This is a genomic window from Micromonospora sp. LZ37 (assembly GCF_059359015.1).
The window spans coordinates 22914-42162 of sequence record NZ_JCADBL010000017.1 but is presented as its reverse complement, the minus strand read 5'-3'; the positions used below and the strand labels follow the sequence as shown (position 1 = coordinate 42162).

General features: G+C 73.5%; 15 protein-coding genes. 2 read left to right on the top strand and 13 right to left on the bottom strand.

Annotated features, from left to right (window positions below):
* The first annotated feature begins 92 nt into the window (after positions 1–92).
* On the top strand, positions 93–410 hold the full coding sequence (locus tag AC5L3Z_RS27650; RefSeq protein WP_334523082.1) for an STAS domain-containing protein: 318 nt from the start codon (positions 93–95) through the stop codon (positions 408–410).
* A 123-nt stretch (positions 411–533) separates the two neighbouring features.
* On the opposite strand, the gene AC5L3Z_RS27645 is transcribed toward AC5L3Z_RS27650, so the two are convergent.
* From AC5L3Z_RS27645 to AC5L3Z_RS27620, 6 genes are all read right to left on the bottom strand, one after another.
* Positions 534–4193 carry a SpoIIE family protein phosphatase gene (locus AC5L3Z_RS27645; protein WP_494846132.1) on the bottom strand — a complete coding sequence of 1220 codons (3660 nt, stop codon included), beginning with the start codon at positions 4191–4193 and terminating at the stop codon, positions 534–536.
* Positions 4194–4379: 186 nt separating this feature from the next.
* Entirely contained in the window at positions 4380–4931 is a 552-nt protein-coding gene (locus AC5L3Z_RS27640) for a pyridoxamine 5'-phosphate oxidase family protein (RefSeq protein ID WP_494846131.1), read from the bottom strand.
* A gap of 48 nt (positions 4932–4979) precedes the next feature.
* The gene (locus tag AC5L3Z_RS27635) at positions 4980–5672 is read right to left on the bottom strand and encodes a gamma-glutamyl-gamma-aminobutyrate hydrolase family protein (RefSeq protein WP_494846129.1); all 693 of its coding nucleotides are present in this window, start codon (positions 5670–5672) and stop codon (positions 4980–4982) included.
* Positions 5673–6033: 361 nt separating this feature from the next.
* Positions 6034–6801: a 3-oxoacyl-ACP reductase gene (locus tag AC5L3Z_RS27630; protein WP_334613327.1), complete on the bottom strand. Its 768-nt coding sequence runs from the start codon at positions 6799–6801 to the stop codon at positions 6034–6036.
* Positions 6802–6806: 5 nt separating this feature from the next.
* The gene (locus AC5L3Z_RS27625; protein ID WP_494846128.1) at positions 6807–8162 is read right to left on the bottom strand and encodes an aldehyde dehydrogenase family protein; all 1356 of its coding nucleotides are present in this window, start codon (positions 8160–8162) and stop codon (positions 6807–6809) included.
* Positions 8163–8234: 72 nt separating this feature from the next.
* Positions 8235–9599: a glutamine synthetase family protein gene (locus tag AC5L3Z_RS27620; RefSeq protein WP_494846126.1), complete on the bottom strand. Its 1365-nt coding sequence runs from the start codon at positions 9597–9599 to the stop codon at positions 8235–8237.
* A gap of 91 nt (positions 9600–9690) precedes the next feature.
* Here AC5L3Z_RS27620 and AC5L3Z_RS27615 point away from each other — a divergent pair, with 91 nt between their 5' ends.
* A complete protein-coding gene (locus tag AC5L3Z_RS27615) occupies positions 9691–10836 on the top strand; it encodes a PQQ-dependent sugar dehydrogenase (protein ID WP_494846125.1) in 1146 nt (381 codons plus the stop codon).
* A gap of 32 nt (positions 10837–10868) precedes the next feature.
* Here AC5L3Z_RS27615 and AC5L3Z_RS27610 read toward each other — a convergent pair whose 3' ends face one another.
* The 7 genes from AC5L3Z_RS27610 to pcaF all read right to left on the bottom strand — a co-directional run bounded on the left by AC5L3Z_RS27610 (position 10869) and on the right by pcaF (position 19148).
* Positions 10869–12461 carry an amino acid permease gene (locus AC5L3Z_RS27610; protein ID WP_494846124.1) on the bottom strand — a complete coding sequence of 531 codons (1593 nt, stop codon included), beginning with the start codon at positions 12459–12461 and terminating at the stop codon, positions 10869–10871.
* A 330-nt stretch (positions 12462–12791) separates the two neighbouring features.
* Complete coding sequence (locus AC5L3Z_RS27605; RefSeq protein ID WP_494846122.1) at positions 12792–13472, bottom strand: DUF1345 domain-containing protein; 681 nt, start codon at positions 13470–13472, stop codon at positions 12792–12794.
* Between the two features lie 107 nt (positions 13473–13579).
* A complete protein-coding gene (locus AC5L3Z_RS27600) occupies positions 13580–14170 on the bottom strand; it encodes a DinB family protein (RefSeq protein WP_494846120.1) in 591 nt (196 codons plus the stop codon).
* Positions 14171–14265: 95 nt separating this feature from the next.
* Complete coding sequence (locus AC5L3Z_RS27595; RefSeq protein WP_494846118.1) at positions 14266–14766, bottom strand: DUF456 domain-containing protein; 501 nt, start codon at positions 14764–14766, stop codon at positions 14266–14268.
* On the bottom strand, positions 14757–16928 hold the full coding sequence (locus AC5L3Z_RS27590; protein ID WP_494846117.1) for a putative bifunctional diguanylate cyclase/phosphodiesterase: 2172 nt from the start codon (positions 16926–16928) through the stop codon (positions 14757–14759). The genes AC5L3Z_RS27595 and AC5L3Z_RS27590 overlap by 10 nt, the downstream gene beginning before the upstream one ends.
* A gap of 6 nt (positions 16929–16934) precedes the next feature.
* Complete coding sequence (locus AC5L3Z_RS27585; protein WP_494846115.1) at positions 16935–17753, bottom strand: SAM-dependent methyltransferase; 819 nt, start codon at positions 17751–17753, stop codon at positions 16935–16937.
* 189 nt (positions 17754–17942) lie between these two features.
* On the bottom strand, positions 17943–19148 hold the full coding sequence (gene pcaF / locus AC5L3Z_RS27580; RefSeq protein ID WP_494846114.1) for a 3-oxoadipyl-CoA thiolase: 1206 nt from the start codon (positions 19146–19148) through the stop codon (positions 17943–17945).
* Positions 19149–19249 lie beyond the last annotated feature (101 nt).

Here is a 19249-nt window from a genome sequence, read left to right as displayed (position 1 = left end):
GACAGCCTATCGCCGAGCCTCGTGGTGACCCCCGCCACGGCCGGCCCCCGGCGGTTGTTGCCGTGGCAACCGGGCTGTGCCATTGTGGCTGCGTGGATCAAGGGGGCGCACCTCCCGTCTTCTCCGCGAGCGCGGAGCTCGACGGAGATCACCTCCGCGTACGCGTCACCGGCGAGGTCGACATGGCGACCGCCGACACGATGCTTCAGACCGCCCTCCGCGAGCCCGCCGAGCGGGTCACGCTCGACCTGCGCGGGGTCACCTTCTTCGACTCGGCGGCCATCCACGCGGTGGTCCAGCTGGCCCAGCGGTTCCCCACCGGCGGCCTGACGGTCTACCCGTCCCGGCAGGTCGCCCGGGTGCTGGAGATCTCCGGCCTGGCCGAGCAGTCCTGGCTCCACCGGACCTGACCGCGGCGACCGCGCCCCGCGGGCCGCGCCTCGGCCGCCGCCGTCCGCGGCGCGTTGCGGCATCCCGGCCACTCGGCACCGCGACACCCCGCACAGCGGGTCGGTCACCCCACGGCGGGCCGGTCAGTCCCGCAGCCGCCGGCGCAGCGTCACCTCGGTACCCGCCGCGGTACGGCTGACCGTCAGCTTGCCGAGCGCCTCGATCAGCGCCAGTCCCCGGCCACGGAACCCCGCGCCGGTCGACTCCCGCCACTGGCCGCTGTCGCGCACCGTCGCCACCACGGTGCGGTCCTCGATGGTCACCTCGACGGTGATCGTCGGATCGGTCGGCGTCACCGGATGCTCGATGGCGTTCGCGGCGGCCTCGGAGATGGCCACGGTGAGGTCGAACAGGTCGGTCTCGCCGACGCCGTGCGCGACGAGGAAGTCCTCCAGCCGCTTGCGCAGCACGCTCAGCCGGGTCGGGTCGGCGGGCAGCCGCAGCGCGAACCGGTTCAGCTCGGCCGCCTCCAGGGCGAGCACCGCGACGTCGTCGTGCCGGACCCGCGCGGCCACCCGCTCCACCACCGCGTCGACCAGGTCGGCGACGTGCTCGCCGCCGGTGCCCGCGTCGGCCCGCAGCTGGGCGAGGGCCGCGTCGATGCCGGCGTGCCGGTCCTCGATCAGCCCGTCGGTGTAGAGCAGCAGCCGGCCGCCGGGGGCGAGCTCGCCCTCGACGGTGCGGTAGCTGGTGTCGGTGATGGCGCCGATGGGTGGGCCGAGGGCCCGCTCGTGCAGGAACGCCACGTCGTCTCCTCGGATCAGCAGGGGGGACGGATGTCCGGCGCTGGCGTAGCGCAGCCGGCCGGTGCGGGGGGTGAACCAGAGGCAGACCACGGTGGCGAACATCTGGCGGTCGGTGGAGCCGACCAGGCGGTTGAGCCGGGTCAGCGCCTGCCCGGGGTGGTAGCCCTCCAGCAGGTAGGCGCGCAGCGCGTTGCGCAGCTGGCCCATCGCCGCCGCCGCGCGCACGCCCTTGCCGACGACGTCGCCGATGACCAGCACGACCTCGTCGTCGGCCACCCCGATCACGTCGTACCAGTCGCCGCCGACCTCCACGTCGGCGCTGCCGGGCAGGTAGCGGCTGGCCACCACGGCGCCGGGGAGCTGGGGCAGGGAGCGCGGCAGCAGGCTGTGCTGCAGGGTGGTGGCGATGCGGTGTTCGGCCTCGTAGAGCTGGGCGTTCTCCAGCCGTACGCCGACCAGGCGGGCGAGCTCGGTCAACGTGGCCTGCTCGGTGCCGTCGCCGTCGCGGCGCCACACCCGCAGTTCGCCCAGGGGCGTGCCGGCGGTGCCGGTCAGGGGCAGCACGTGGGAGGGCTCGGTCGTGACCGGCCCGCCGCCGTCGGCCTCGTAGCGGACGCCGGTGGCGGTGACCACCACCCGGGCCGCCTCGGTGAGGCTGAGCGCGTGCCGGGCGGCGACCTGCACCACGTCCGTGGTGGAGCGGGCGGTGTTGATCGCCACCGCGGCGTCGGCCAGGGCGCGCAGCCGACGGATGATCTGCCCGCGCAGCTGGCCCAGCTCGACGTTGGCCCGGACCCGGGCGATCAGCTCCTGGCCGGAGAAGGGCTTCGTCAGGTAGTCGTCGGCGCCGACCGACAGCCCGGCGACGGCCTCGGCGGAGCCGGCCCGGGCGGAGAGCAGCACGATCGGCACGTGCCGGGTACGCGGGTTGGCCCGCAGCGCGGTGACCAGCCCGAAGCCGTCCAGCCGGGGCATCATCACGTCGGTCAGCACCAGGTCGAAGGGGTGCTCCGTCGCCTGTTCGAGGGCGGCCACGCCGTCCGGCACGGCGACCACCTCGTAGCCGGGGCCGAGCAGCCGGGTGACGTGTTCGCGCAGGTCGGCGTTGTCGTCGGCGAGCAGGATCCGGCCCCCGCCGGAGTTGCCGCCGTTCGTCTCCGGCAGCGCCGCGGCCTCGCCGTCGGCGGTCCAGAGCGCGGTCTCCGAGACGTAGAGCGACGCCTGCGTCGGCTCGGTCAGCGGCGACGGGCTGCTCGCCACGCGGTCGGCGGGCAGGTGCGCGGAGCCGAACGGGACGGTCACCGTGAAGGTGGTGCCCGCACCCACCCGGCTGCACACCTCCACGTCCCCGCCGTGCATCTCGACCAGTTCGCGGACCAGCGCCAGCCCGATGCCGGTCCCCTCGTGGCTGCGCGAGCGCACCCCGGGCACCCGGTGGAACCGTTCGAAGACGTGCGGCAGCTCCTCGGCGACGATGCCGACGCCGGTGTCGACCACCTCCAGCCGGGCCATGCCCTCGGCCGCGCGGACCCGCACCCGGATCTCGCCGTCGAAGGTGAACTTCAGCGCGTTGGAGACCAGGTTGAGGACGATCTTCTCCCACATGTCCCGGTCGACGAAGACCGGCGCGGGCAGCGGCGGGCAGTCGACCACCAGGCGCAGCCCGGCCCGGTCGGTGGCGGACCGGAACGTGCTGGTCAGCCGGGACGTGTAGGCGGCGAGGTCGGTGGGCTGGTAGTGGGCGGCCAACCGGCCGGACTCCAGCCGGGAGAAGTCCAGCACGGTGTTGACCAGCTTCAGCAGGCGCAGCGCGTTGCGGTGCATGACGGTCATCCGGTCGGTGTACGCCGGGGGCAGCGCCGAGTCGGCGAGCAGGTCCTCCAGCGGCCCGAGGACCAACGTCAGCGGGGTGCGGAACTCGTGGCTGACGTTGGCGAAGAAGTTGGTCTTCGCGCGGTCCAGCGCGGCCAGTTCGGCGGCGCGCGCCCGCTCCTGCTCGTACGCCCGCTGCTGGCCGACGGCCCGGGAGATCTGCGCGGCGGCCAGGTCGAGGAAGGTCCGGTACTCGTCGCCGAGCGCGAGCCGGCGGGACACCCCGACCACCAGCACCCCGGACGGTTCGTTGGTGGCGACCAGCGGCAGCACCAGGGCCCGGTCGGCGGCGTGCGCGGGCACCGCACCGAGCAGTTCGGTCACGTCGACCTCGTCGGGGGCGCCGCCCGCGGCGACCCGGGCGAGCACGGGCGGCGGGTCGGCGGCAAGGCCCGCCGGGTCGGTGCCGCCGCAGCCGGCCAGGACGAGCCGGCCGTCGGAGTCGTGCAGGTGGACGAGGACGAACGGGACGTCGACCCGGTGGCCGTCGAGCACCTCGGCCGCGATGCGCCCGACCTCGGGCGCGCTGCGGGCCTCACCGAGCCGGGAGCCGAGTTCGGCCAGCGCCCGCAGCCGCCGTTCGCCGAGCACCCGGGCGGTGGTCTCGTTGACGAAGCAGAAGATGCCGTTGACGCTGCCGTCGGCGTCCCGGATCGGGTCGTAGGAGACGTCGAAGTAGACCTGCTCGACGAAGCCGTGCCGGTCGATCAGGAACGGGTGGTTCTCGCCGTGGTACGGCTCACCGGTGCGGAGCACCCCCTCCAGCACCGGGCCGAGCACGTCCCAGGTCTCCGCCCAGTGCTCGGCGGCCGGCTGGCCGATGACCGCCGGGTGCTTGGTGCCGATGGTGGGCAGGTAGGCGTCGTTGTAGAAGGTGCGGTGGTCGCTGCCCCAGAACATCGCGATCTGCGCCCGGGAGGAGAGCATCATGCCGACCGCGTGGCAGAGCGCCGCCGGCCAGGTCTCCGGGGGGCCGATCGGGGTGCCGGACCAGTCGAAGTCCCGCAGCCGCCGGCCCATCTCACCTCCGGCGGCGAACGCCTCGGCCAGCACCGGGGGCAGCGAGCCGTCGCCGGAACGCCCGGACGGAACCTGCCCGTCCTCGCCCAGCTGGGCCGAGCTCATGCACCCTCCCGCTCCGGCCGTGCCCCGTGACGCCTCGGCGTTCACCGGCCGCGCCCCGCCTTCTACCCAGACGGATCAGCAACGTAACGCATCGGTCCGCGCCAACGCTGGTTACCCGGATCTCATCCTGCCGTCATCGGCCGGACACCGCTCGCCGGCGGGGCCGCGCGAGCCGGGCGGAGACGGTCAGAGCGCCGGCAGGCCGTCGATGCTGGTGGCGTTCTTCCTGCCCCGATAGGCCGCCAGGTCCTCCTCGGTGCGGTGGGCGCCCCACTCGATCAGCAGGTCGCGCTCGCCGCGGTAGTCCATCAGCGGCACCGCGTACCCGCAGGCATCGCTGACCCGGTCGACCGTGACGCTGATCACACTCCGGACGGCGTGCCGGTCGGGCGCGTCCGGAAAGCCGGCCAGCAGCGACGCGAAGCCCGGGTCGGTGAGCGGGGTGACGACGCCGCGTCCGTGCAGCCGTACGACCTTGGGCGGACCGGTGAACGCGCAGAACATGACGGTGATCCGCCCGTTGTCCCGCAGGTGCGCGATCGTCTCCGCGCCGCTGCCGTGGTAGTCCAGCCAGGCCACGGTCAACGGATCGACGACGAGGAAGGTGCCGCGCATCCCCTTCGGAGAGACGTTGACGTGCCCGTCGGGGCCGGACGGGGCCGAGGCCACGAAGAAGATCGGCTGCGCCTCGATGAAGTCCCGCAGCCGCCCGCCGATCTCCGGATACACCTTCCCCATGCCGGCCATCGTCGCACCGAGGGCCGAGCAGTGGGACGCCCGTTCCCGTCAGGTGGACCGAGCGGCGCGGACCAGGGCGGTCACCGGGCGGGGGTCGGCCTCGTTCTCCGGGTGCCACTGCACCCCGAGCAGGAAGCGCCGCCGCGGATCCTCGATCGCCTCGACGACCCCGTCGTCGGCCCACCCGGTGACGACCAGGCGCCCCGGGTCGGCGACCCCCTGGTGGTGGTAGGAGTTGACCCGGTCCACCCCGGCCATCACCGTCCCCGCCAGACTGCCGGGGGCGAACCGGACCGGGTGCGCGCCGTACCGGCCCGGAGCCGGGCGGTGCCGGTCGTGGCCGACCAGGTCCGGCAGGTGCTGGTGCAGCGCCCCGCCGTGCGCCACCGCCAGCAGCTGCATCCCCCGGCAGATGCCGAGCACCGGCAGGTCGGCGGCGAGCGCCCCGGCGAGCAGCGCCAACTCCCCGGCGTCCCGGTCCGGGCGGGGCTCGGTACGCGGGTCGGGCCGCCGGCCGTACCGCTCCGGGCCGACGTCGGCCCCACCGGCCAGCACCAGCCCGTCGAGCACCCGGACCACGTCGGCGTCCACGTCGTCCGGAGGCAGCACCACGGCCCGGCCGCCGGCCGCGGTCACCGCCCGGACGTACGCCTGCGGCACCAGCGCCGCCGGCACGTCCCGCCACACCGCCCAGCCGGCCGGCTCGACGTACGCGGTGATCCCGATCAGCGGACGGCTCACCGGGCGCTCACAGGGCCAGCACCGTTCGCGACTGCGGGGCTCGCAGAACCGGCTCACTCCTCGCGCTCACCAGGCCCCCACCGATCCCGACTGCGGGGCTCGCAGAACCGGCTCACTCCTCGCGCTCACCAGGCCCCCACCGATCCCGACTGCGGGGCTCGCAGAACCGGCTCACTCCTCGCGCTCACCAGGCCCCCACCGATCCCGACTGCGGGGCTCGCAGAACCGGCTCACTCCTCGCGCTCACCAGGCCCCCACCGATCCCGACTGCGGGGCTCGCAGAACCGGCTCACTCCTCGCGCTCACCAGGCCCCCACCGATCCCGACTGCGGGGCTCGCAGAACCGGCTCACTCCTCGCGCTCACAGTGGGGTCACGTACGCGCCGGTGATCCCGCCGTCCACCACGAACTGCGCGGCGGTCATGAACGAGGAGTCGTCGCTGGCCAGGAAGGCCACCGCGGCGGCGATCTCCTCCGGCGCGCCGAACCGGCCCATCGGCACGTGCACCAGCCGGCGGGCGGCCCGCTCCGGGTCGGCGGCGAAGAGTTCGAGCAGCAGCGGCGTGGCGACCGGGCCGGGGCAGAGCGCGTTGACCCGGATCCCCTCCCGGGCGAACTGCACCCCCAGCTCCCGGGTCATCGCCAGCACCCCGCCCTTGCTCGCCGTGTACGCGATCTGCGAGGTGGCCGCCCCCATCAGCGCCACGAAGGAGGCGGTGTTGATGATCGAGCCCCGGCCCTGCCGGCGCATGTGCGGGATGACGTGCTTGCAGCAGAGGTAGACGCTGGTGGTGTTGACCCGCAGCACCCGCTCCCAGGCGTCCAGCCCGGTCTCCAGGATCGAGTCGTCGTCCGGCGGCGAGATGCCGGCGTTGTTGAACGCCACGTCGACCCGGCCGTGCCGCGCCACCACCCCGTCGAAGAGGTCCCGGACCGCCGCCTCGTCGGCCACGTCGGCCGCGACGAACTCCCCGGCCACCTCGTCGGCGGCCCGCTTCCCCGCCTCGGCGTCGATGTCGACGCAGACCACCCGGGCCCCCTCGGCGGCGAACCGCCGCACGGTGGCCAGCCCGATCCCGCTGCCCGCCCCGGTCACCACGGCGACCCGGTCCTGAAGTCGTCCCTGCACGGCGCTCACTCCTCTGTGCTGATGAAGACGTTCTTGACGTCGGTGAAGGCGTGCAGCGCGTCCGGACCCAGCTCGCGGCCGAGGCCGGAGCGCTTCATCCCGCCGAACGGGGTCCAGTAGCGCACCGAGGAGTGCGAGTTGACGCTGAGGTTGCCCGACTCCACCGCCCGGGCCATCCGCAGCGCCCGGCCGACGTCCCGGGTCCAGATCGAGCCGGAGAGGCCGTACTCGGTGTCGTTGGCGAGCCGGACCGCGTCGGCCTCGTCGTCGAAGGGCAGCACCGAGACGACCGGGCCGAAGACCTCCTCCCGCCAGTGCCGGTCGGCCGGGGAGTCGGCGAGCAGCACCGTCGGCGCGTGCCAGAAGCCCGGGCCGTCCGGGCGGGAGCCGGTGAAGGCGACCCGGGCGTCGTCGAGGTAGCCGGCCACGCGGTCGCGGTGGGCGGCGGAGATCAGCGGACCCATCTCGGCGGTGTCGCGGGCCGGGTCCTCCACCCGCACCGCGCGTACCGCCGGTTCGAGCAGCTCCAGGAAGCGGTCGTACACCGGTCGCTGGACCAGGATCCGGGACCGGGCGCAGCAGTCCTGCCCCGCGTTGTCGAAGACCGCGCCCGGGGCGGTGGCCGCGGCGCGTTCCAGGTCGGCGTCGGCGAAGACGATGTTGGCGCTCTTGCCGCCCAACTCCAGGGTGAGCCGCTTCACCTGCGCCGCGCAGCCGGCCATGATCCGGGTGCCCACCTCGGTGGAGCCGGTGAAGCAGATCTTGCGCACGGCCGGGTGGCTGACGAACCGTTCACCCACCACCGCGCCCCCACCCGGTACGACGGTGAACACGTCCCCGGGCAGGCCCGCCTCGCGGGCCAGCTCGGCCAGGCGCAGCGCGGTGAGCGGGGTCAACTCGGCGGGCTTGAGCACCACCGTGTTGCCGGCCGCGAGCGCCGGGGCGAACCCCCAGGCGGCGATGGGCATCGGGAAGTTCCACGGCACGATCACCCCGACCACGCCCAGCGGCTCGTGGAACGTGACGTCCAGTCCGCCGGGCACCGGAATCTGCCGGCCGGTCAGCCGCTCCGGCGCGCCCGCGTAGTAGTCCAGCACGTCGCGGACGTTGCCGGCCTCCCAGCGCGCGTTGCCGATGGTGTGCCCGGCGTTGCGCACCTCCAGCGCCGCCAACTCCTCCAGGTGCGCGTCGACGACCGCCGCGAACCGCCGCAGCAGCCGCGCCCGATCCCCCGGCGCCACCGCCCGCCACGACTCGAACGCCGCGGCCGCCCGCGCGATCGCCGCGTCCACCTCCCCCACCGAGGCCCCGGCAACCTCTTGAAAGCCCTCCCCGGTAGCCGGATCCACCACCACGGTCACCCGCTCCACCCCCCTTCGCCGATCATCGAGTTGTGGTGCTCAGGTGAGCCGTGAACCGCCGGTGGGGCGGGGTCAGAGGCGCTCGAAGCCACGGGTGAGTTCCCAGTCGGTGACGGCGGCGTCGAAGGACGCCAGCTCGACGCGGGCGTGGTTGGCGTAGTGGGCGGCCACCTCGTCGCCGAAGGCGTCGCGGGCCAGCTCGGAGGACTCCCAGAGGGTGAGGGCGTCACGGAGGGTGCCGGGGACCCGTTCGGCGGTCGGGTCGTCGTACGCGTTGCCGGTGCACTCCGGGCCCAGCTCCAGCTCCCGCTCGATGCCGTGCACCGCCCCGGCGACCAGGGCGGCGATCGCCAGGTAGGGGTTGACGTCCGCGCCGGGCACCCGGTTCTCCACCCGCATGCCCTGCCCGTGCCCGACCAGCCGCAGCGCGCAGGTCCGGTTGTCGGTGCCCCAGCGCAACGCGGTCGGGGCGAACGATCCGGGCTGGTAGCGCTTGTAGGAGTTGACGTTGGGGGCGAAGAAGAGGCTCAGCTCGCGCATCGAGGCGAGCAGCCCGGCGAGCACCCGCTGCCCGGTCACCGACAGGTGCGCCGGCCCGTCGCCGAGCATCGCCGAGCGGCCGTCGGCGTCGCGGAGCGAGAAGTGGATGTGGCAGGAGTTGCCCTCGCGGGCGTTCGGCTTGGCCATGAAGGTGATCGACATGCCCTCCTGGGCGGCGATCTCCTTCGCCCCGTTTTTGTAGATGACGTGGTGGTCGGCACAGGCCACGGCCTCGTCGTAGCGGAACGCGATCTCGTGCTGGCCGAGGTTGCACTCACCCTTGGCGCTCTCCGGGGTCAGCCCCGCGCCGGCCATCTCGGTGCGGATGCGGCGCAGCAGCGGCTCCACCCGGGCGGTGCCGAGCAGCGAGTAGTCCACGTTGTACTGGTTGGCCGGGGTCAGGTCTCGGTAGCCGCGGCGCCAGGCGTCCTCGTACGAGTCGCGGAAGAGCACGAACTCCAGCTCGGTGCCCGCGTACGCGGTCAGGCCGTGCGCGGCGAGGCGGTCCAGCTGGCGGCGCAGGATCTGCCGGGGCGAGGCGACCACCGGACCGGAGCCGTCCAGCCAGGCCAGGTCGGCCAGGAGCATGGCGCTGCCCGGCTGCCACGGCACCCGGCGCAGGGTGCGCAGGTCGGGCACCATGGCGAAGTCGCCGTACCCGCGCTCCCAGCTGGACATGGCGTACCCGTCGACGGTGTTCATGTCGACGTCGACGGCGAGCAGGTAGTTGCACCCCTCGCTGCCGTGGGCGACCACCTGGTCCAGGAAGAAGGGGGCGTGGAACCGTTTGCCCTGCAAGCGGCCCTGCATGTCGACCAGGGCCAGCACCACGGTGTCTATCTCGCCGCCGGCGACGGCGACCCGCAACTCTTCCAGCGTGAACGGCGTTCTGCTCATCAGCGGGCCTCCATCACCAAGGTCTACTGGCAATCCGGATCACCGTCAATGCCCCGGCGCCGTCGGCGGCAATCCTGTTCGAGGAGTCCACATGCGTCGTCGCGTCGTCCTGTCCGTCGTCACCGTCCTCGCCGTCGGCTTCAGCACCGCCACCGCCGGGGCCGCCGAACAGCCGGCAGGCGGACCGGCCGCACCGCCGGGAAGCCGACCGGCCACGCGGCCGGCGATCGGTCTGGTCCCGCAGCCGCCCTCCGAGGGCTTCGACCTCACCCGGCCCCAGGTGGTCGCGACCGGGCTCCAGGTCCCCTGGGGGCTGGACTTCCTGCCCGACGGCAGCGCCCTCGTCGCCCAGCGCGACCTGGGCACCGTCGTGCGGGTACGCCCCGGCGCGGTACCCCGGCAGGTGGCCCGGATCCCCGGGGTGGTCGCCGGCGGCGAGGCGGGCCTGCTCGGCCTGGCCGTCTCCCCCACGTTCCGGCGGGACCGGCTGGTCTACGTCTGCTTCACCACCGCGTCCGACCTGCGGATCGTGCGGTTCCGACTCGACCGGCCGCAGTCGGTGCAGGTGATCCTGAGCGGGGTCGCCCGCGCGTCGGTGCACGCCGGCGGCCGGATCGCGTTCGGGCCCGACGGAATGCTTTACGCCGGCATCGGCGACGCGGGCGCGCCCGCCACCGCCCCGGACCTGACCAGCCGCAACGGCAAGATCCTGCGGATGCGACCGGACGGCGGCGTGCCGGCGGGCAACCCGTTCGCGGGCTCGCTGGTCTACAGCTACGGCCACCGCAACGTGCAGGGTCTCACCTGGGACGCGCGGGGCCGGTTGTTCGCCACCGAGTTCGGCCAGAGCCGCTGGGACGAGGTGAACCGGATCGTCCCGGGCGGCAACTACGGCTGGCCGGTCGTGGAGGGCAGGAGCGGAGATCCCCGGTTCCGCGACCCGGTCGTCGTGTGGACCCCCGCCGAGGCGTCCCCGAGCGGCGCCGCCTACGCCGCCGGCAACCTCTTCGTCGCCGCGCTGCGGGGGGCCCGGCTCTGGGTCGTGCCCGTCGCCCCGTCCGGTCGGGTCGGCACCCCCTTCGCCGAACTGCGCGGCGCCCACGGCCGGCTCCGTACCGTCGAGGTGGCGCCGGACGGCGCGCTCTGGGTGGCCACCAGCAACCGCGACGGGCGCGGCACGCCGGTGACGGACGACGACCGGATCCTCCGCTTCACCGCCGGCGGGCGCCACCCGTAGCCGGCACGGGGCTACGGGTGGCGGGCGCCGGCTCAGGCCGGCTCGTCGGCCCGGGTGCCCTCCGGGGCCGGCCGCGGGGCGGGCAGGTCGACGGTACGGCGGGGGCCGGTGAACCACTTCCGGGCCGAGGCGTACCACCAGACGGCCACGAGCAGCAGCACGCCGCCCACGGCGAGCGGGGCGTAGTTCACCGCCGACCAGCTGAAGTCGGCGTTGCCGGGCACCCCGGCGGGGACGATCGGCAGCACGAAGTAGACCGAGATGACGGCGATCTCGATCACCGCGATCCAGCCGAGCAGCTTGTACTTCGGGCCGAGCGTCCACGGACCGGGCTGGAACCGGTCGCCCATCCGCAGCCGCAGCGCGATCGGGATGACGAAGGAGAGGTAGAGCCCGATCACCGCCACCGAGACCACCGCGTAGAAGGCGACCGGGATGCCGGACGGGCTCTGGTAGAGGGCGGGCAGGGTGAGCACCAGGCCGGCCGCCGTCGCCCCGATGATCGCGTTGACCGGGGTGCCGTTGCGGTCCACCCTCGACCAGAGCCGCCAGCCGGGCACCGCGCGGTCCCGGCTGAACGCGTACGCCATCCGGCTCATCGAGGTCACGCAGCTCATCCCGCAGAAGAACTGCCCGATGGTGGAGATGATGATGACGGTCTTGAAGAAGAACGGGGTCAGCGCCGACTCGAAGATCGCCCCGGAGAAGCCGCCGGCGGCGTTGACCGCCTCGACGTCGGTGGCGGCGAAGAGGAAGGCCAGCAGCAGGATCCAGCCGCCGACCGCCGAATAGAAGATCGACTGCCAGAGGCCGCGCGCGGCGGCCGACGAGGCGCCCCGGGTCTCCTCGGAGACGTGCGCGCAGGCGTCGAAGCCGGTGATTGTGTACTGGGTGAGCAGGAAGCCCAGCGGCAGCACGTAGAACCAGAAGGTCAGCCCGCCGGTGTCGCCGTCGCCGAAGCCGGAGTTGTTGAACCGCTCGGTGAAGACGAACCGGAAGCTCTGGTGGTCGTCCGGGACGAGGAGCAGGATGGCCACCACGGCGGCCGCCCCGGCCACGTGCCACCAGACCGAGACGTTCTGGAGTACGTCGATGATCCGGTGCCCGAAGATGTTGATCAGGCCGTGCAGCACCAGGATCACCACGAAGAGCACGAACGCCTGGCGCAGCGTGCCCGCCCAGCCGTCGAAGATCGCCGACAGGGTCAGGTTGAGGAAGGTCGCGCAGCCGTAGTCCACCGACGCCGTCACCGCGACCAGCCCGATCAGGTTGAGCCAGCCGGTGAACCAGCCGTGCACCGGCCGGCCCATCTTCGCCGCCCACCAGTAGATGCCGCCCGCCGTCGGGTAGGCCGAGACCAGCTCGGCAAGGCAGAAGCCGATGATCAGGATGAACAGCGAGATCAGCGGCCAGCCCCAGGAGACGGCGACCGGACCGCCGTTGTTCCACGCCTGGCCGAAGGTGGTGAAGCAGCCGGCCAGGATCGAGATGATCGAGAACGAGATGGCGAAGTTGGAGAAGCCGCTCCACTTGCGGCGCAGCTCCTGCTGGTAGCCGAGTTCGGCGAGCCGTCGGGCGTCGTCGTCCATCGGTTGCTCGGCGGTCGGCGAGGGCGTCGCGGCCACTGCACACCTCCCTGAGGTGATCCCCGGTACGAGTTCGCCCGAGTCTCGTCCGGTCGATCACGACGGTCAATCGGTCGCGGGTGCCGAACTCGCTAATTGCGTTGCCCTCCAGCCCCGTCCGGCCGCATTCTTGTGCCCGTGACCAGGCCCGATCGCGACGGGCCCACCCCCGGGCGCTCGGCAGGAGCCCGGGTGCGCGGCGGCGCGGGGCACCCATCTCTCTCTCACGTACGGCGTGCTCCGCCGTGCCCGACGGGTGCCCCGCGCCGCCGTCCCTCCGCCCGGCGGTGCGGACTGCTCAGCGCACCCGCACGGCGAGACCTGACCCGGTCAGCTGACCAGGTCGGCGATGAGGTTGACGGAACCCGCGACGATCACCACACCGAACACGTAGGACAGGACGGCGTGGGCGAGCACGGTGCCTCGGATCCGCGGATCGCGGATGGTCGTGTCCGACACCTGGTAGGTCATGCCGATCGTGAAGGCGACGTAGGCCAGGTCACGGTAGGTGGGCCCCTGCGCAGACTCGCCTTCGAAGCCGATCCCTCCGGTCGTCGATCCGTATTGCAGGTCGGCGTAGCGCAGGGTGAAGACCGTGTTCACAACGGTCCACGACAGCAGGACGGTCAGCACTGCGACGCCGACGAGCAGCACCCGCGTCGAGCCGCTCTGCCGGCCGGCGAGGCTGAGAGCGAGGCCGACGCCGAGCAGGCTGGTGACGCCCGCCCCTACCAGCAGCACTGCGGCGGTCACCCGCGTCTCGTCCTCACGCATGGCGAGCGTTTCGGTGTGGGAGCTGTCCGCTCGGATGATGACCGGCCAGATGGTGATGAGGAACGCGAGCGCGGCGGCGTCCCAGCCCCCCACCACGGCCAACTGCCACGTCATGGACGACAGGAGCGCCAGAGCGACGATGAACCCGATGCCGGCGACGATGACGGCTCGCCGCAGGGCTGGGGCGTGCCAGCCCAGGCATCGGTGATACCACGTCTGCCGGGGCATTTCGGTCATCGTCCGAGTGTCTCCCACCGCATCGCGTCGCGTGCCCATGACCGCCCAAAGCGAGCGGACTCCGCTCTCGCCGTCGCTCCGGGTCACGAACGCACCGACGGGACCGGCTATCCGAAGCGGTCAGCCAGCTTCGTCAGCTTGGTGACGTACGCCGGCCAGTCGTAGTCGTCGGGGATGCTGCTGCTCTCCCGCCGCAGGCCGATCGCCGTGTCGTGCTGCTCGCGCATGATGTCCGCGTGACCGGCGTGACGAGCGAGGTCGCAGGTCACGTGGACGATGATCCTTTGCAGCGTCACGTCCTGTCGCCCCGGCTGCCACCACGGCACCCGCCCCGGCGCGTCGAGGGGAAGCTCTTCGATCGTCTGGTCCGCGAACACCCCGACACGGCGATACAGGTCGATCAGCCCATCCTTCGTCTCGCCCTCCGACGCGTACCAGTCTGCCTGCGGGTCCGCCTCGAACGCCTGCATGGGGACCAGGTCCTCAGGCGTCGGGAACTCGCGCCCGAAGGTGGGCCCGAAGTAGCCGGCTTCGACATTGAGGCAATGCTTGAGGACTCCCAGCAGGTTGTTGCCGGTCGCGGTGCGGGGCAGCCTCGCCTCGCGTTCGCTCAGCCCGTCGAGCTTCCAGATCAGGTCTTCGCGCGTCGCCTGGAGGTAGTGGTGCAGCGCAGCCTTCGCATCGCCCAAGTCAGCCATGCCCGCCAGTCTCCCTCAGGCGCCGAGCCCACCGGGAACGGTGATCCGCATGGCGTCGGCCTGACCGGTGCCCACCTCCCGGACCGGCCGCCGGCTCAGGCGAACAGCAGGCCGGCGACCCAGAGGGCGGCCACGGTCAGGCCGGCCAGGAACTCCACCATCATCGACAGCCCGGCCGCCTTGAGCGCCTGCACCGTCGCCGGCCAGGCGAGCTGGTTGCTGCCGAGCCGCAGCCGCTCGGCGCCGAACACCCCGCCGACGAAGCCGAGCACCAGCCCCACCACCGGGATCACGAAGAACCCCACCAGCCCGAGCAGGCCGCCGGCCAGCAGCGACGAGGTGGGCACCCCGGTCCGCTTCAGGTTCCGCCCCGGCCAGGCGTACTTGACCAGGGTGCCGCCGACCGCGACCACGGTGGCCGCGGCGAGCACCGCCCACCGACCCGGGCCCGCGCCGCCGAAGACCGCCCAGACCAGCACGCCGCCCCAGCACAGCGGCAGGGCTGGCAGCCCGGGCACCACCACGCCGGCCAGCCCGGCGAGGATGGCCAGCGCGGCCACCACCGACACGGCCGCCTGCGCGTCCGTCAGGCCCACGTGGCCACCCCGTCCCGCAGCCGGGCGGTGATCCGGTCCGCCGGCTCCGGCGGGCCGAACCAGCGGCCCTGCCCGGTGTCGCAGCGCAGCGCCCGCAGCCGCTCGGCCTGCGTCCCGGTCTCCACCGCCTCGGCGGTCACCCACAGCTCCAGCGCGTGCGCCAGCCGGACCAGCGCGTCCACGATCCGCTCGTCCCGGTGGTCGCCGGGGGCGTCCGGGTCCTCGGCCTTGATGCCCTCCACGAACGGCCCGGCGAGCTTCAGGCAGTGGATCGGCAACCGGCGCAGGTACGCCAGGTTCGAGTAGCCGGTGCCGAAGTCGTCGATGGCGAGCCGGACACCGAGCGCGGCGAGGCGGCGCAGCGACCGCAGCGGCTCCCCCGCGGTGCCCATCACCGCGCTCTCGGTCAGCTCCAGCTGCAGCAGTTCCGCGGGCAGGCCGGTCCGGTCCAGGGCGGCGGCCACGGTGTCCACGATGGCCGGGTCGTCGGCCTGCCGGGCGGCCAGGTTGACGCTGACCACCAGCTTGGCCTCGGGGAAGTCACGATGCCACGCCCGGGCGTCCCGGCACGCCTGCCCGAGCACCCACTCGCCCAGCCGGACGATCAGGCCGGTCTCCTCGGCGAGCCCGATGAACCGGTCCGGGCCGACCAGGCCCAGCTCCGGGTGCCGCCAGCGGACCAGCGCCTCCACGGCCCGCATCGAGCCGTCCAGCAGCGACACGATCGGCTGGTAGTGGAGCACGAACTCACCCCGGTCCAGGGCGGCCGGCAGGCCGGCGGCGAGCGCGGACCGGGCGATGTCGGCGGCGCTGCGCTCCGGGTCGTACACCGCCCAACGGCCCCGGCCCTCCGCCTTGGCCCAGTAGAGGGTGGTGTCGGCGGCCTTCATCAGGTCGGAGACGCTGGTCTCCGCGGCCGGGCACTCGACCACGCCGACGCTCGCGGAGACGGCGAGCTGCTGGTCGCCGATCAGCACCGGGGCGGAGACGGCGGCGAGGGCCAGCTCGGCCACGCCGACGGCGTCGTCGATCCCCTCGCCACCGTCGACCAGGATGACGAACTCGTCGCCGCCCATCCGGGCGACCAGGTGGCCCAGACCGGCCACGCAGTCGGCGAGCCGCCGGGCGATGGTGATCAGCAGGCGGTCGCCCAGGTCGTGCCCGAGGCTGTCGTTGACCGCCTTGAATCCGTCCAGGTCGAGGAAACAGATGCCGATCCGCTGCTCCGGCCCGGCCGTCTCGAAGAGCTGCCCCAGGGTCTCGAAGAACAACGTCCGGTTGGGCAGACCGGTCAGCGGGTCGTGCAGCGCCTGGAAACGCAGCCGCTGCTGGAGTTCGTACCGCTCGGTGATGTCCTCGATCATCGCGACGGTGAACCGGGGCCGGCCGTCGTCGTGCCGGACCAGCGAGACGGCCAGGTCGGTCCAGACGACGCTGCCGTCCTTGCGGTGGTAGCGCTTCTCCACCCGGACCGTGTCGTGTTTGCCCTCGATCAGCTCCTGGTAGAGCTCCCACATGCCGGCGGCGTCGTCGGCGTGGAAGAGCGACGCCACGTTGATCTGCCGTAGCTCCTCGATGGTGTAGCCGAGCATCTCGGCGAAGGACTGATTGACGTCGATGATCCGCCCGTCGGTGCCGGCGATGCCGATCCCGATGGCCGCGCCGGTGAAGACCGCCCGGAACCGGGCCTCGCTGTCGCGCAGTGCCCGCTCCACCGCGTCCCGGGCCTGCCAGGCCGACCGGGCGATCCGCTCCTGCTGGCTGAACGTTCGGTCGCGCAGCGCCCGGGCGAAGCCGGCCGCGAGGGCCCCCTGCAACGCCGCCACCCGGTCGGCGGCCTCCGGCTCGCCCGCCCGGCCGGGCAGCACCCGCGCCAGGAACCGGTCACCGAGCGCGAGGACCGACCAGTCCAGCACCCGGGGCTCGGTCAGGTGCGCCTCCACCAGCGCCCGCCCCACGTCCTCCGCCGCGACCGCGGAGAACTCCGCGGCCAGCAGGGCCTGGCCGAGCCGTACGGTGTGCACGAGCAGCAGCCGCTCGGTCTCGTCCGCGCTGAGCGGCACGAAGGCGAGCCGGCGCACCGCCCGCGCCCACTCGGCGGCGTACCTCTGGGCGCCCGCGCGACTGAGGTCGTCCCCGTCGGGATCCGGGACGGCGGACATGTCGACTCAGCCGGCGGCGCGGTCGTATCGGGCCACCCCACCGAAGGCCCCGAACCGCTCGGGGTGGTCGTCCACGTCGGACGGCGAGTCGGGGCGCCAGAGCGGCATGTGCACCACGCCGGGCTCCAGGATCGTCCAGTCCCCGAAGAAGCCGGTGATCTCGGCGCGGGAGCGCAGCGTGATCTCGGTGGCGGTCCGCTTCGACAGCCGCTGCGCGTCGAGCATCTCCTGCGGCTGGTCCTCGAAGGTGGAGTGCGAGACGACCAGGAAGCTGCCCGGCACGGCGGCGGCCCGCAGGGCGGCCAGGATGTCCGCCGGACGGTCGACGTCCGGGATGAAGTGCACCACCCCGGCGAGCAGGATGCCCATCGGCCGGTCGAAGTCGATCAGGCCGCTGGACCGGGCCTCGTCGAGGATCAGCTTCGGCTCCCGCAGGTCCGCGCGGATGGCGGTGGCCCGGTCGTTGCCGGCCAGCAGCTCCCGACTGTGCGCCACGGCCACCGGGTCGATGTCGACGTAGACGATCCGCGCCTGCGGGTTGGCGGCCTGGGCCACCTCGTGCACGTTGCCGACGGTGGGAATGCCCGAGCCGATGTCGAGGAACTGGTCGATGCCGGCGTCCAGCAGCACCCGGACCGCCCGGCGCAGGAACTCCCGGCCCGAGCGCATGGTGGCCGCCAGGTTCGGCGTCATGCTGGCGATCTGCTCGGCGAGCTGCCGGTCGATCTCGAAGTTGTGCGCGCCGCCCAGGAAGTAGTCGTAGACCCGGGCGGCGCTCGGCCGGCTCAGGTCGATCTCGGCGGGAGTTCCGTCCGGCATCTGCATCGCTTCGCCCCAGTTCGTCGCCGCGGCGCGGGAGGGCACCGGTGCCCGGGGCGTGCGCGGGCACGCGGACGCGACACCGGCCGACCCGCGGATCGTGTGGTGCTGAACACTCTATGCGCGCGCGCCCTGACGCGGGAGATCGACTTTTCGGGCGGGCCGCGGGGATCCCGCGGCCCACCCGGCCACGACTCAGTCGGCGGACTCCAGCATCAGCGCGATGCCCTGCCCCACCCCGATACACATGGTGGCCAGCGCCCGCCGGCCGCCGCGGCGACGCAGCTCCAGCGCGGCGGTCAACGCCAGCCGGGCGCCGCTGGCGCCGAGCGGGTGGCCCAGCGCGATCGCGCCGCCGTTCGGGTTGACGTGCTCGGCGTCCTCCGGCAGGCCCAGTTCGCGCAGCACGGCGACGCCCTGCGCGGCGAACGCCTCGTTCAGCTCCACCACGTCGACGTCGCCGAGGCCGAGCCCGAGCCGGTCGAGCAGCCTGCGGGTGGCCGGCACCGGACCGATCCCCATGATCCGGGGCGGTACGCCCGCCGCGGCGGCGCCGCTGACCCGCGCGAGGGGGGTGAGCCCGTAGCGGGCCACCGCGTCCGCGGAGGCCACCAGCAGGGCCACCGCGCCGTCGTTGACGCCGGAGGAGTTGCCGGCGGTCACCGTCCCGCCCGCGCGGAACGGGGTGGGCAGCGCGGCGAGCTTCTCCAGCGAGGTCTCCCGGGGGTGCTCGTCGACCTCGACCAGCTTCGTCTCGCGCCGCCCCGCCGGCACCGTGACCGGCACGATCTCCTCGGCGAACCGGCCGTCGGCCTGGGCCTTGGCGGCCCGCTGCTGGGAGCGCAGCGCGAACGCGTCCTGGGCCGCCCGGTCGACGCCGAACTCGGCGGCCACGTTCTCCGCCGTCTCCGGCATCGAGTCGATGCCCCACCCCTGCTCCATCAGCGGGTTGACCAGCCGCCAGCCGAGCGTGGTGTCGTGGACCTCGGCGGCGCGGGAGAACGGCGTGGCCGCCTTCGGCAGCACGAAGGGCGCCCGGCTCATGCTCTCCACCCCTCCGGCGACCACTAGGTCGGCCTCGCCGGCCACGACGGCCCGCGCGGCGGTGGCGAGGGCGTCCAGGCCGGAGCCGCAGAGCCGGTTGACGGTGCTGCCGGGCACCTGCTCGGGCAGGCCGGCGAGGAGCGCCGCCATCCGGGCCACGTTGCGGTTGTCCTCGCCGGCCTGGTTGGCGCAGCCGAGCACCACGTCGTCGGTGCGGGCCCAGTCCACCGACGGGTGGCGGGCGACCAGTTCCCGGATCACGTGGGCGGCCAGGTCGTCGGGGCGTACCCCGGCGAGGGCGCCGGCGTACCGGCCGATCGGGGTGCGGACTCCGGCCACGAGGTATGCCACGGTCATCGGCGCTGTCCTTCGGGGGTGGGAAGGGGCTCGGGTGGCGGCGTCCGCCGGGTCGCGCCGGACGTCCCGGGCGCCAGGATATCCGCGTCCGGACCGGATAG